Annotated in this window: 9 protein-coding genes; 3 read left to right on the top strand and 6 right to left on the bottom strand. The window is 65.9% G+C overall.

Annotated elements, in window-relative coordinates; all coding sequences use genetic code 11:
- Window positions 1-13 precede the first annotated feature (13 nt).
- The 3 genes from RX330_RS21100 to RX330_RS21090 form a co-directional block, all read right to left on the bottom strand.
- Window positions 14-889, bottom strand: a complete 876-nt coding sequence (locus RX330_RS21100; RefSeq protein WP_212085719.1) for a DUF1236 domain-containing protein — start codon at window positions 887-889, stop codon at window positions 14-16.
- 209 nt (window positions 890-1,098) lie between these two features.
- On the bottom strand, window positions 1,099-1,866 hold the full coding sequence (locus RX330_RS21095) for a DsbA family protein (protein ID WP_317239673.1): 768 nt from the start codon (window positions 1,864-1,866) through the stop codon (window positions 1,099-1,101).
- A gap of 129 nt (window positions 1,867-1,995) precedes the next feature.
- A complete protein-coding gene (locus RX330_RS21090) occupies window positions 1,996-3,396 on the bottom strand; it encodes a M48 family metalloprotease (protein WP_317239672.1) in 1,401 nt (466 codons plus the stop codon).
- A gap of 194 nt (window positions 3,397-3,590) precedes the next feature.
- On the opposite strand from RX330_RS21090, the gene RX330_RS21085 reads away from it, so the two are divergent.
- The 3 genes from RX330_RS21085 (at window position 3,591) to RX330_RS21075 (ending at window position 6,843) form a co-directional block, all read left to right on the top strand.
- Window positions 3,591-4,778 carry a pyridoxal phosphate-dependent aminotransferase gene (locus RX330_RS21085; RefSeq protein WP_317239671.1) on the top strand — a complete coding sequence of 396 codons (1,188 nt, stop codon included), beginning with the start codon at window positions 3,591-3,593 and terminating at the stop codon, window positions 4,776-4,778.
- An 89-nt stretch (window positions 4,779-4,867) separates the two neighbouring features.
- Window positions 4,868-5,425, top strand: coding sequence for a biotin transporter BioY (locus RX330_RS21080; RefSeq protein ID WP_317243941.1), 558 nt, complete (start codon window positions 4,868-4,870; stop codon window positions 5,423-5,425).
- Window positions 5,426-5,508: 83 nt separating this feature from the next.
- A complete protein-coding gene (locus RX330_RS21075; protein WP_212085704.1) occupies window positions 5,509-6,843 on the top strand; it encodes a dicarboxylate/amino acid:cation symporter in 1,335 nt (444 codons plus the stop codon).
- A 72-nt stretch (window positions 6,844-6,915) separates the two neighbouring features.
- Here the strand turns inward: RX330_RS21075 and RX330_RS21070 are convergent, their stop codons facing one another.
- From RX330_RS21070 to RX330_RS21060, 3 genes are all read right to left on the bottom strand, one after another.
- Window positions 6,916-8,148 (bottom strand): NAD(P)/FAD-dependent oxidoreductase, encoded by a 1,233-nt coding sequence (locus tag RX330_RS21070; RefSeq protein WP_317239670.1) that lies wholly within the window; start codon window positions 8,146-8,148, stop codon window positions 6,916-6,918.
- A gap of 20 nt (window positions 8,149-8,168) precedes the next feature.
- Window positions 8,169-9,665, bottom strand: coding sequence for an amidase (locus RX330_RS21065; RefSeq protein WP_317239669.1), 1,497 nt, complete (start codon window positions 9,663-9,665; stop codon window positions 8,169-8,171).
- Between the two features lie 102 nt (window positions 9,666-9,767).
- Complete coding sequence (locus RX330_RS21060) at window positions 9,768-12,845, bottom strand: ribonuclease E/G (protein WP_317239668.1); 3,078 nt, start codon at window positions 12,843-12,845, stop codon at window positions 9,768-9,770.
- Between the last annotated feature and the right edge of the window lie 643 nt (window positions 12,846-13,488).

Here is a 13,488-nt window from a genome sequence, read left to right as displayed (position 1 = left end):
ACCGCGACCGGCCTTAAACGTCGAGGACGGCGACGATCTCGTAGGTGTCCGGATCGATGATCACGATCTGCTCGCGGACCATAATGTACTTATAAGCCCGCCACTCCGGATAGATGGTCACGACCCGGGACGGCAGGGCGTGCAGCGAAATGCCTTCGCGCGGCACGCGGGTACCGATCGAGACCGAGAAGTTCACGTTGGTCACCGGGGCGACGCGTTGCTCGCGGATCACCGACGTGATCTGGGTCCGCTGCTCGGTCGAGAGCTTCGCACCAGCGCCGGCCTGGCCAACCGTGGTCGATGTAGAGCTCTGGCCCTGGGCGTTCTGGTTGGTGCTGGTCCCCGTCTGGCCCTGAGCGTTCTGGTTGGTGCTCGTGGTGCCCTTCTGGCTTTCGGCGTTGTTGGTCGGGGCGCCGCTCTTGCTGCCCTCAGCCTTCATGTCCTTCTGGTCCTTGCCGGACTTCGTGGTGTCCTTGCTGGTGTCCTGGCTCATGCTCTTGGACTTGTCCTGCTGGGACTTGTCCTGGGCGCGTTCGTCGGTGCGCTGGCCCTTGGTCGCGCCAGCCTTGTCCTCGGCCGCGTTCTTGTTCATCGCGCCGCCGGGGGACCGCTCGTCCTTCATGGCACCGGGCTTGTCGTCCGAAGCACGATTGGACTTCATGTCGCTGGAGCCGCCGGCCTGGCCGACGGTACCCTTGTCACGGCTCATGGAATCGCGACCCGTCGAGCCACCACGTTCGGCGGCACCACCCGAAGGCTGTGATTGCTGCATCTGCGCGCCGCCCGCGCCACCGCCGCCGTCGCGGCCCATGTTACCCTGTGCGTTTGCCAGCCCCGTGCCGGCGACGAGCGCGGCTGCGGCAACCGAAATCATAAAGCGGTTCAACATCGAAAATTCTCCTCACGTGGTCTTTGCGTCATTGCCCGCGCCGACAACGAAAGGAGATTTCAGTTGTTCCGGAACTTCGCCTGTTCCGCGGCATTTGTTTGTTGAATGCCAGATGAACGACTTTGCACGAAGACGCCAACGTTCGGCGTCATGAAGAAGGCCGGCTCTTCAGCCGGCCTTTCGTGTTTTCAGTATCGTAGGACGTGGGATCAGCAGGTTGCCTTGCCGCAGCGGGCGATGCCGATCTTTTCCCTGAGGCTTTCCACGCCGACGGCGCCGATCACGATCTGCTTGCCGATGACGTAGCTCGGCGTGCCGTTCATGCCCATCGCTTCGGCCAGCTTGAAGTTCTCCTCGATGGTGGCGCGCACCTCGGGACTGCCGATGTCCTTTTCGATTTTCGCCGTGTCGAGGCCGGCTTCCTTGGCCGCCTGAATCGCGCGCGCCTTGTCGGCGGCGCCGCGGCCGGTGAGCAGCTTCTGGTGGAAGTCGAGATATTTCTTGCCTGAGGGGTCCTGCATGCGCACGGCGACGGCGACCTGGGCCGCTTCGACCGAGCCCTGGCTCAGCACCGGAAACTCCTTCAGCACGACCTTCAGCTTCGGATCGCTCTTCATGAGCGTAAGCATGTCGTCCATCGCGCGTTTGCAGTAGCCGCAATTGTAGTCGAAGAATTCGACGAAGGTGACATCGCCGTCCTTGTTGCCGAGCACGACCTGGCGCGGCGAGTTGAAGATCGCCTCGGCATTCTGCGCGACGCTGGCCTCGTGCTTCTGCGTTTCGGCCGCTGCCTGGCGCTTGCTCAGCTCGGCCATCGCCTCCTCGAGCACCTCGGGGTGGTTGACGAGGTAGTTCTTGATGATGGTCTCGATGTCGGTGCGCTGGCTAGCAGAGAAACTGTCGGCCGACGCGGGCGCCGATGCGCCGAACAGGGCGAGCGCAAACAACGCAGGAGCAAGCAGGCGCAGCGAAGGCATGGGCAAATCCTCTTATCCAATGCAGGTTTCGGTAAAACGTCCCGGCGGAGTTGAGCTCGATGTCGTGACGTCGTGGTGCCGGGCGTCGTTCGGTTGTTTCACTGCATGGCGGCTTGGCCGCCACGATGTTCAATTGCGCGGCGGCTTGGCCGCCACGATGTCGTCGGCCTTGACCCATCCGGGCGTGCCGACGGCGAAACGGGTTTTCGCGCGCGTGGCAAGCTCGCGGGCGGTCTTGTTGTCGCCGCGCAAATACGCGGCCTGCGCCGACGCGAGATCCGCCTCGGCATAGTCTCCCTTCCGGCCATAGGCCATCGCGAGCTGGGTATAGCCGAGCGCGGCCTCGGGCTCTCGTGCCACCGCGGCGCGGAGAATCCGAACGGCGTCGTCCGTGTAGGCCTTATTATCGGTTCCAACCAGAGCCTGCCCAAGTAACATCTCGATGAGCGGCGCGTTGTTCGAGAGCTGCGCCGCCTTGCGCAGGGGAGCGATGGCATCGGCCGGTTTGCCGCTCTCCAGCAAGGCCTGGCCGCGCACCTCGTAGAAGTACGGGTTGTTCGGCTGGACCTGGATCAGCGCGTCGATCTGGGCGAGCGCGCTGCGCAAATCCCCATGCAGATAGGTGCTGATAGCGCGGGCATAGCGCGCCGGCATGCTGTCGTTGGTCTGGGGATAGCGGCGGTACACCGTCTCCGGCCGCTCCATGAACGCGGAGATCTTCGCCCGCACCATGTCGTGGCGGAGCTGTAGCGCGGGGTCGTCCTTCTTGTTCCAGTAGGGACTGGAGCTTGCGAACTCCTGGAGCGAGGCGACGCGCTCGGCCGGCATCGGATGCGACTGGAGATAGGGATCGGCGCCGCGCGCGGCGAACAGGCTCTCGCTGGTGAAGCGCTTGAAGGTCTCGTACATGCCCTTGGGCGATTGCTGGGTCGCCGTCAGGAACTTTACGCCGGCGCGGTCGGCGTTCTCCTCCTGCTGGCGCTGGTAGGACAGCAGCGAACGGCGGATCATCTCCTGCGGCGCCGCGAGCGCGGCCGCCCCCACATTGGCAAGGCCGTTGCTGCCCGCGCTGCCGCGCTGGGTGCCGCCGGCGGCGATCGCTCCGGCGCCGAGCAGCATCGCGATGATCATCTGGGTCTGGGCCGTGGCGAGCTGCTCGCGCAGCTTGGAGAGATGGCCGCCCGCCAGATGCCCGGTCTCGTGCGCGAGCACGCCGATGATCTGGTTCGGCGTTTCCGACTGGAGTATCGCGCCCCAATTGACGAAGATGCGGCGGCCGTCCGCGACGAACGCGTTGAACGAGCCGTCGTTGATGATCACCATCTGGATGTTGTGCTTCTCCAGACCGGCAACGCGCAGGATCGGGCGGGTATATTCACGCAGCAGCTGCTCGGTTTCGGTGTCGCGCAGCACCGGCGGCCCCTTGGCCTGCGCGCGCGCGGCCGAGAACGGCGTCAGCACGATCGCCGCGGCCGTGACCAGGGCGGTGAGGGTGGAGGCCTTCTTGCGCAATGCGATCTGGAGCAACATCAGGCGGTCTGGGTCAAACGGTCTTGATCAAAGCAGTTTCGTGATTGGTTTTGGCGATTGGCGGCGGACCGGATACGCGATATGCCCTTGTGAGCCGTTCCCCTTATGAGCCGTACAATGCGGCCAGTCTGGGGCGCAAGCGCCCCGTTTTTCGGACCGGTCGCGCCGGTCCGCCAGCGAAATAGCAGAAATCGATGCACGATGCGACCTTGAGGAACCGGTTGGGGCAGTGGCTCGAGCCCTCCCGCCGGAGCGATGTTCCCCCGTTCATGGTGATGGACGTCATGGCCGCGGCGGCCCGAATCGAGGCCGCTGGCGGCCATGTCATCCACATGGAGGTCGGCCAGCCCGCGGCCGGCGCCCCCAAAACCGCGATTGCGGCCGCCCATGCGGCGCTGGAGGCCGGACGGATCGATTATACCTCCGCGCTTGGCATCCCCAGCCTGCGCGAGCGCATCGCGCGCCATTATCGCGATGCCTATGGCTGTGACGTCAGCCCCGAGCGGATCGTGGTGACCACCGGCTCCTCCGGTGGGTTCATCCTGGCTTTCCTGTCGATGTTCGAGCCGGGCGACCGCGTTGCCGTGACGGTGCCGGGTTATCCGCCTTACCGTCATATCCTCACCGCGCTCGGTTGCGAGCCGGTGCTGATCGAGACCACGAACGAGACGCGCCACGCGCTCACCGGCGAGGCATTGCTCGCGGCGCATCGCAAGGCGCCATTGAAGGGCGTGCTGGTCGGCAGCCCCGCCAATCCGACAGGCACGATGATGTCCCGCGATGCGCTCGCCGGCCTGATTGCGGCCGCCGAAGACGCGGGCATCCGCTTCATCTCGGACGAAATCTATCACGGGCTCGATTATGCGTTTCCGGCCGTCACCGCCGCCGCGCTCTCCGAGCACGCGCTCGTGATCAATTCGTTCTCGAAGTATTTCTGCATGACCGGCTGGCGCGTCGGCTGGATGGTCGTACCGGAAATCCTGGTGCGGCCGATCGAGCGGCTGCAGCAGAACCTGTCGATCTCGGTGCCGTCACTGTCGCAGATCGCAGCGGAGGCCGCCTTCGACGGTGCGGCCGAGATGGAGGCGATCAAGCACGGCTATCAGGAAAACCGGCGGATCCTGATCGAGGGATTGCCGAAAGCCGGCCTCGCCAAGTTCCTGCCGGCCGACGGTGCATTCTATCTCTATACCGACGTCTCGGACTTCACCTCCGACAGTTTCGAGTTTGCCAAGCAGATGCTCGAGCAGGCGCGCGTTGCGGCAACGCCCGGCCTCGATTTCGATCCCGTTCACGGCCGCGCGTTCATTCGTCTTTCCTATGCGCGCTCGCCTGGGGAGATGCGCGAGGCAGTTGACCGGATCGCTCACTGGCTTAAATAGCCGCCAGTTGTCGACCACTTCCGGAGTTCATCTTGTCTGACCGATCTGTCTTGCCTGCTGCTGCTACCCATTCACCTCTCGCCGCATTGATGTGGCCGACCCGGCCCGGCGAAACCGTCGGCACAGTGCGCGCGATCGTGCTGGTCGCTCTCGGTACGGCACTGATGGCGCTGTCGGCCAAGATCAACCTGCCGCTGCCCTACGTGCCCATGACGTTGCAGACGCTGGTGGTCCTGATGATCGGCGCTGCCTATGGCTGGCGTCTTGGCAGCGCAACCATGATCGCCTATCTCGCCGAGGGCGCGCTCGGGCTTCCGGTGTTTGCCGGACCGGTGGGTGGAATTGCGCCGCTGGTTGGACCGACCGCAGGCTATCTGTTCGGCTTCGTTGCGGCTGCTTTCGCGACCGGTTGGCTCGCCGAGCGCGGCTGGGATCGCAGCGTGGTGCTGCTGTTTGCGGCGATGGCCGTTGGCCATGTCGTCATTCTCGCCGCCGGGTTCGGCTGGTTGGCGTTCGGCCTCGGTCTGGGCGCTGCGAAGGCCTGGCAGGTCGGCATCTTGCCGTTCATTGCGGCTTCGCTGGTCAAGAACGCGCTCGGCGCGGCGTTGATGCCGGCAGCGCGCCGGATCGTCGATCGCCGCAGGTAAGACGCGCTACAACCAGCAGTGTGAATTGACAGGGCCGGCCAAGTTGATCTTGGCTGGCCCGAGTGTTTGAGGGGAGTGAAACGATGACGACGACAACGATGGCGGATGCGCCGGTCGCGCCGCCCGCAGCAAAGCCTTGGTACAAGGTTCTCTACGTCCAGGTGCTGATCGCCATCGTGCTTGGTGCCATCGTCGGCTGGCTGTGGCCGTCGTTCGCGACCAACGATTGGATCAAGGCGATGGGCGATGGCTTCATCAAGCTGATCAAGATGGTGATCGCCCCGATCATCTTCTGCACCGTGGTCTCGGGCATCGCCCACATCCAGGACGCCAAGAAGGTCGGCCGCATCGGCGTCAAGGCGCTGGTCTATTTCGAGGTCGTCTCGACCTTCGCACTGGTGATCGGCCTCGTCATCGGCAATCTGGTGAAGCCGGGCGCAGGCTTCGGCGGTGGCGCGGCAAACGAGGCGGCCGTCGCCAATTACGCCAAGCAGGCCGCCGGTCAGAAGTCCGTTGACTTCGTGCTGCACATCATTCCGGACACGGTGGTCGGTGCCTTCGCGCAAGGCGAGATCTTGCAAGTGCTGCTGTTCTCGGTGCTGTTCGGCTTTGCCTTGATGAGCCTCGGCGACCGCGGTCACACCATTCGCAGCTTCATCGACGATGCTGCCCACGCCGTGTTCGGTGTCATCTCCATCGTGATGCGCGCCGCGCCGATCGGCGCGTTCGGTGCGATGGCCTACACGATCGGCAAGTTCGGCACCGGCGCGATCCTCAACCTGATCGGCCTGATCGCCACGTTCTACGTCACCGCGGCGCTGTTCGTGTTCGTCGTGCTCGGCCTCATCGCGCGCATGGCCGGGTTCTCGATCTTCAAGTTCCTCGCCTACATCAAGGACGAGCTGCTGATCGTGCTCGGCACCTCGTCCTCGGAAAGCGCACTGCCATCGCTGATGGAGAAGCTGGAGCGGCTCGGCTGCTCCAAGTCGGTGGTCGGCCTCGTGGTGCCGACGGGTTACTCGTTCAACCTCGATGGCACCAACATCTACATGACGCTGGCGACGCTCTTCATCGCGCAGGCGCTCGGTTTCGATCTCTCCTTCAGCCAGCAGGCCACGATCCTGGTCGTGGCCATGCTGACATCGAAGGGCGCCTCCGGCATCACCGGTGCGGGCTTCATCACGCTGGCGGCAACGCTCGCCGTGGTCGATCCGCGCCTCGTGCCGGGCATGGCCATCGTGCTTGGCATCGACAAGTTCATGAGCGAGTGCCGTGCGCTGACCAATCTGTGCGGTAACGGCGTCGCCTGCGTGGTCGTCGCCTGGTGGGAAGGCGAGCTCGACCGCGACAAGCTCAACGCCAACCTCGCCAAGGAGATCGATCCGACCGACATGGAGACGGCGATCACGACGGACTGACCTGCATACTGCATCGTCAGGCTTCGAGAGTGGAGGGCTGATCGAGATTCGATCAGCCCTTTCTTTTCGGGACTAGAACCGCTCCGGCCGATAAGGCGCCGGATCGATCGCCGGGGTCTCGCCGCTCATGATCTCGGCGAGCAGGCGCCCCGTCGCCGGTCCCAGGGTAAAGCCCTGGTGGCCGTGGCCGAAATTCATCCAGAGGCCCGGATGGCGCGGTGCTTGCCCGAGCACCGGGAGCATGTCGGGCGTGCAGGGGCGGGTGCCGAACCACGGATCGGGCTCGACGCGCTTGCCGAGGTCGATCAGCTCGCGTGCGGAGCCTTCCGCGCTGGCGAGCTGCACGGGCGTTGCGAGCGCGTCGGGACTCGTTAGCTCGGCTCCTGTGGTGATGCGGATGCCTTTGGCCATGGGTCCCATCGCATAGCCGCCGCCCTTGTCGACGAGAGGCAAATCGAGCGAGGCGCCGCCGCTGTAATGCATGTGGTAGCCGCGCTTGCGCACCAGCGGAATGCGATAGCCGAACTTGTGCAGCAGATCGGGCGACCACGGCCCGAGCGTCACGACGGCATGGGCGGCATCGAGGCGCCCCTGGTCGGTATCGACGGACCAGCCCGTCCTGGTCTGCCGCAGGCTCTGGGCGTCACCGAGAACGATGCTGCCGCCGAGGCGCTCGAACAGCTCGGCATACGCCGTGACGAGCGCTCCTGGATCGGACACGGTCCAGGTGTCGAGCCAATGGATCGCGCCGGGGAGATCGTCGCGCAGGATCGGCTCGGCCTTGGCAAGCTCGCTGCCGGAGAGCACGCGAAAACTCACGCCGAATTCGCGTTGATCTTCCTCCGCCGTCTTGACCGCGAGATCGAATGAAGCGGCATCGCGGTGGAGCATGCGATAGCCGGCGCGGCGGATCAGATTGTCGGCATGGGCTTGCCGGATGAGGATGTCGTGCTCTGCGGTCGCGTAGGCGATCAGCCGTGCCCAGGCCTCGATCGCCTCGCGATGCCGCTTCGGCGCCGAGTGCCACCAATAGCGGAGCAGGGGCTCGACATGGCGGTGAAGCGACGACAGGCTGTAGCGAACGTCGTTGGTCCGGCCGGTCGCGATCTTGAGGAGCGTCGCAAGATCGCGCGGCATCGGATAGGGACGGACCGCTTCGGCCTGAATCATTCCGGCATTGCCATAACTGGTCTCGCGGCCGGGCTCCCTGCGATCGACGAGCGTGACGGTCCAGCCGCGCTGCTGCAGGTGCAGCGCCGCGCTCACGCCGATCATGCCGCCGCCGAGAACGATTGCGCTTTGCATCGGAAGAATTCTCCTGTCGGTTATTCCCAGGTGAGGAAGCCGGGAGCAGACGATAGAGCCGGTGCTGCGGCGAGCCGTGCCAGGTCAGGCACCGGCCGGCACATCTGCGCATCGCCTGCGAAGGCTGCCTCAATGCTCGCGGCAACAGACAGCACGATGGCGTCGCCGCCGCGCGGACCGACGATCTGGAGGCCGAACGGCAGGCCGGCTTCATCGACGCCGAGCGGAATGCTGATGGCGGGATGGCCGGGAAGCGTGACGGCGTAGGCCAGCGCGAGCCAGTGGAAGTAGGATTTGGTCGGCGCGCCGTCGATCTCCGCCGGATAAGGCTCGGACCACGGCCGCGGGCTCAGCGTGATGGTCGGGCTGATCAGCACGTCGCAGGTTTCGAAGAACCTCTGATAGGCGCGATAGATCCGCGTCTGCGTCGTCGTGGCCCGCGCATGATCTTCGAGCGCGTAGCCGAGCCCTTCCTCGACATTGGCGCGGACATTGGGGCCGAGCATCTCGGGACGTTCCTTGTAGTTCTTGCCGTGCATCGCCAGGAACATGCCCGCGCGCAGCACCGCAAAAGCGTCGTCGGCGCCGGAGCAATCCGGCGTCGCCTCGCGGCATTCGGCGAAGAGAGGCGCAAGTTTCTTCACGCGCGTGCGAAACACGCGGCGGATCGCCTGCTCGGTCGGAGCGAAGCCGAAATCCTCGGTGAAGGCGAGGCGCAGCCTGCCGAGCTCTGCGGGGCGCGGGGCGGCCCAGCGCTCGGCGCGCGCGCGCAGGGGCTCGCCGGGCAGCGTATAGGCGAGCGGATCGCGGGCATCATCGCTCGCCATCACCGACAGCATCAGCGCGGTGTCGGCGACGTTGCGTGCCATCGGCCCGTCGGTCGACAAATTGGACCAGCCGAACGCACGTTTTTCGCTGGCGACGAGTCCGTAGGATGGACGCATGCCGACAATGCCGGCGAAGCCGGCCGGATTGCGCAAGGAGCCGCCGGTGTCGGAGCCCGAGGCGAGCGGGGCCATGCCGCATGCGAGCGCCACCGCCGAGCCGCCGGAGGAGCCGGCCGCCGAGCGCATGGGATCGAAGGGGTTGCCGGTCGCGCCGAACACGGGATTGCGGGTGTTGCCGCCGGCCGCCCATTCCGGGGTGTTGGTCTTGCCGAAGATGACGGCGCCGGCGGCGCGCAGCCGCGCGACCGAGCCCTGGTCGGCGGCTGGAACGTTATCCTTCAGCAGCGGGCTGCCATAGGTGGACCGCATCCCGGCGGTGTCCTGGGTGTCCTTGATGAGAACGGGAAGGCCGTGCAGGGCGCCACGATCTTCGCCGCGCAGGATAGCGGCTTCGGCCGCCTTGGCAGCGGCACGTGCGCCCGGCTCGTCCAGCGTCACGACCGCGTTGACGGCGGGATTGACGGTGGCGATCCGCGACAGGCAGGACTCCAGCAGCTCGACGGGCGAGATCGCCCGCGCAGCCAAGAGGCGGCGCAGCTCGACGGCGCCGGAATCGCAAAGTTCGGACAATGCCGGTCCCCTTTCTGATTGCGAAAACGGCTTAGCACATCGCAACAACGGCGAAACAAAAACGCCCGGCGGTGCCGGGCGTTTTGCATGGGATGTTCGGCTTTATTCGCCGCCGCCGAAGCGGCGGGACCACCAGCCGGCGCGGCGCGGCGCGGCCGGCGTTTCGCTTGCAGCTTCCGGCGCCGGTTCAACGGTCGGCGTCGGCGGGGCGACCGGCTCGGCGGCTTGCGCAACCGGCGTCGCCGGCTCGCTGGGGCTGCTCGACAGGAAGCTCACCTTTTCGCGGACCGTGGAGCGGCGCCGTGCGGCCTTGTCGTCGGCGGGCTCTTCCTCCGCGGCAACGGGTTCTGGCCGGGCCGGCGCCTCGGTCTGCACCTCGTCGCGCGGCTCGGGCTGTGAGGCTGGTGGCTCAGCGCTGTGCTCGGCTTGTGCAATCGAGGGCGCAGCCTCGCTGCTGAAGCCGTCGAAATCGGCAACCGCCTCGGTAGCTTCCGATGGCTGATTGGTGCCGAGTTCGTCGCCGATGGAGCCGGCAAGTCCTTCCTCGCCGGCACCGCGACGGCGGCGACCGCCACGGCGACCACGCCGGCGGCGGCGATCGCCGCTGCCCTGCTGCTCACCACGGGCCGCTTGTTCCTCGCCTTCCTCGCCGTCCTGCTCGGCCTCGGCATCATCCTCGCCTTCGCCGGCGGCCACGGCCGCCTCGGGAAGGGTGGGGGCGCCATCCTCGCGCAACTCGCCGTCGCGCGGGCCACCGCGGCCGCGGCGACGACGGCGGCGCTTGCGGCGCTGGCCGTCCTGCTCGGAGGCGGCGTCGCCTGCGGCCTGCTCCTCGGCGAGGCCTTCGGTTTCCTCGGTCTCGACCTCGGATTCGGTTTCCGGATCGAACTCCTCGTCGTCGTAAGCTTCTTCGGCCAGGGGTGGCGGGCTCGCGGCGGCCTGGGCCACGAGCAGCGCCTTGGCGGCCTCCAGCGTATGCACCTGCTCGCCGCGGTCGATGAGGTAGGCCTGCGGCCCGCTCACGCTGGTATCCGCGATAACCGAGAGGGTGACCTTGAAGCCGTTCTCGAGATCACGCAGATGGCCGCGCTTGTGGTTGAGCACATAGAGCGCGACGTCGGTGCGGGTGCGGACCACGAGATTGTGGGTCGCGCCCTTCATCAGGATCTCTTCCAGGCCGCGCAGCAGCTGGAGCGCCACGGAGGACACCGAGCGGACATGGCCGGTGCCGCCGCAATGCGGGCACGGATCGGTCGAGCTTTCGAGCACGCTGGCGCGGATGCGCTGGCGCGACATCTCGAGCAGGCCGAAATGGGAGATGCGGCCGACCTGGATGCGCGCGCGATCCTGCCTGAGGCAATCGGACAGCTTGCGCTCGACCGCACGGTTGTTGCGCTTCTCGTCCATGTCGATGAAGTCGATGACGATCAGGCCGGCGAGGTCGCGCAAGCGAAGCTGGCGGGCGACCTCTTCGGCCGCCTCCAGATTGGTCTTGAGCGCGGTGTCCTCGATATGATGCTCACGCGTCGATCGTCCCGAGTTGACGTCGATCGAGACCAGCGCCTCGGTCTGGTTGATCACGATGTAGCCGCCGGAACGCAGTTGCACGGTCGGCGAGAACATCGCGTCGAGCTGGCTCTCGACGCCCATGCGCGAGAACAGCGGCTGGCCGTCGCGATACTGCTTCACCGCGCTGACATTGGCGGGCATCAGCATCTTCATGAAGTCGCGCGCTTCACGGTAGCCGGATTCACCCGCCACCTGGATCTCGTCGATCTCCTTGTTGTAGAGGTCGCGCAGCGAGCGCTTGATCAGCGAGCCTTCCTCGTAGACGAGGGTCGGGGCCTGCGAGTTCAGCGTCAGGTCGCGCACCGTCTCCCACATGCGGATCAAATATTCGAAGTCGCGCTTGATCTCCGGCTTGGTGCGGGCGGCGCCGGCGGTGCGCAGGATGATGCCCATGCCCTCGGGCACGTCGAGATCCTGCACCACTTCCTTCAGGCGCGAGCGGTCCTGGGCGCTGGTGATCTTGCGGCTGATGCCGCCGCCGCGTGCGGTATTCGGCATCAACACGGCATAGCGGCCGGCGAGCGACAGGTAGGTCGTCAGCGCCGCGCCCTTGTTGCCGCGCTCTTCCTTGACGACCTGCACCAGCATCACCTGGCGGCGCTTGATGACTTCCTGGATCTTGTACTGGCGGCGCGGACGGAAGGTGCGCTCCGGCACTTCCTCCAGCACGTCGTCTCCGCCGACGGATTCGACGACTTCGTCTTCGGCTTCCTCGTCGTCTTCGTCGTCCTCGGCCTCGTCGTCTCCTGCAGCCGCTTCGGATTCGTGATGCGGAGCCTCGGCACTCTCGCCGGCGGCGTACACGGCATCGGCCGGCTCGGCTGCCGATGTCACGGCCTCGGCGAGATCCTCGGCATGTGCGTCGGAGGCAACCTCTTGCGGCTCGGCAACAACCCCGGTGGCGACCACGGGCTCGGCGCCGATGGCGGCGACAGGCGCAGGCGTCTCGTCGGCATGATCATGGTCGCGGTGATCGTCACCATGAGCGTGATGGTCGTCGTGCCCATGTCCTGACTGATCATGTCCTTGCTGATCATGTCCTTGCTGATCGTGTCCCTGGTGATCATGTCCTTCGTGGTCGTCATCGTGATGATCGTGGCCTTCATGCTCGCCGTGATGCTCCGCGTCGGCGTGCAGGTGCTCGCCTTCGTGCGAAGCGCCTTCGGGCAGGGCCTCGCCCTGGACCGGCTGGGCTGCGGGATCGGCGCCTTCCACGATGTCGCTGCGGACGCGTTCGCCATGGCTACGGCGGCGTGAGTTGCGGTGGCGCGAACGGCGGCGCCCGTGGGAGCGATTCTCGCTCTCCTCCTCGGCCTCGCGGTGGGCCTGCTCCTCGGCCTCGATCAGCGCCTGCCGGTCGGCGACGGGGATCTGGTAGTAGTCGGGGTGGATTTCGCTGAAGGCGAGAAAGCCGTGGCGGTTGCCGCCGTACTCGACGAACGCGGCCTGGAGCGAGGGTTCGACCCTCGTGACCTTGGCGAGGTAGATATTCCCGCGCAGTTGCTTGCGTTGCGCGGTCTCGAAATCAAACTCTTCGACGCGATTGCCGCGGACCACGACGACCCGGGTCTCTTCCGGGTGGGTGGCATCGATCAACATCTTGTTGGGCATGTCTTAACTCTTGGCGGCGGCGGGCGCGATTCACCGTGGGCGCGTATCGCGCCGCCGGGTGACGCGACGGTCCACCTGATTCGGGGGTGAGGGGAAGGCCGAAACGCCGTCTCTCGCGCCTTGCCGGACCGGAAGCTTCAGGACCATGGCGGCGCGCGGGATTTTGACTCCGCAGCGTCGCGAATGGTCCTTTAGAATTCGTCGGCACAGTCTGGCGCATCAAGCGTCGGCCCGTATGAAACGTTGGGCGGCGAGGCCGCCCTTCAATCAGTTGCTGCTGGCCAGGCATGGCGCGAGCGCGCTCGCCCTTGGGATCACGAACCGCCCCCTTGGGATCAAGGGACCGGGTAATGGGTTAGGTCGCTGTCAGAACCGTCCCGGTAACGCGAGTGGTAACCCAGGACCGTCCGCCGCCGACGCTTGACCCGCTCCACTCGCTGCCGCGCACCGCGCTGGTCTTAGAGGGAAACGGAAAACGCTGGAATTCTCAAACCTTGAGAGTTCCGGCGATGCACCGGGAGGCTGAATGCGACACAACCGGAAATATCGGCCGTCAGCATTCCGTACATACGAGGAATGAGCCATACGTGCAAGGGAGCGTCGCACGGCGGTCACAGTCAGCGAGTTTCGCGTTTCTGTCATT

This window comes from Bradyrhizobium sp. NDS-1 (genome assembly GCF_032918005.1).
Classification (GTDB): domain Bacteria; phylum Pseudomonadota; class Alphaproteobacteria; order Rhizobiales; family Xanthobacteraceae; genus Bradyrhizobium; species Bradyrhizobium tunisiense.
Note: the sequence above shows the minus strand (reverse complement) of the source record. Positions and strands in the feature narration are given on the sequence as shown.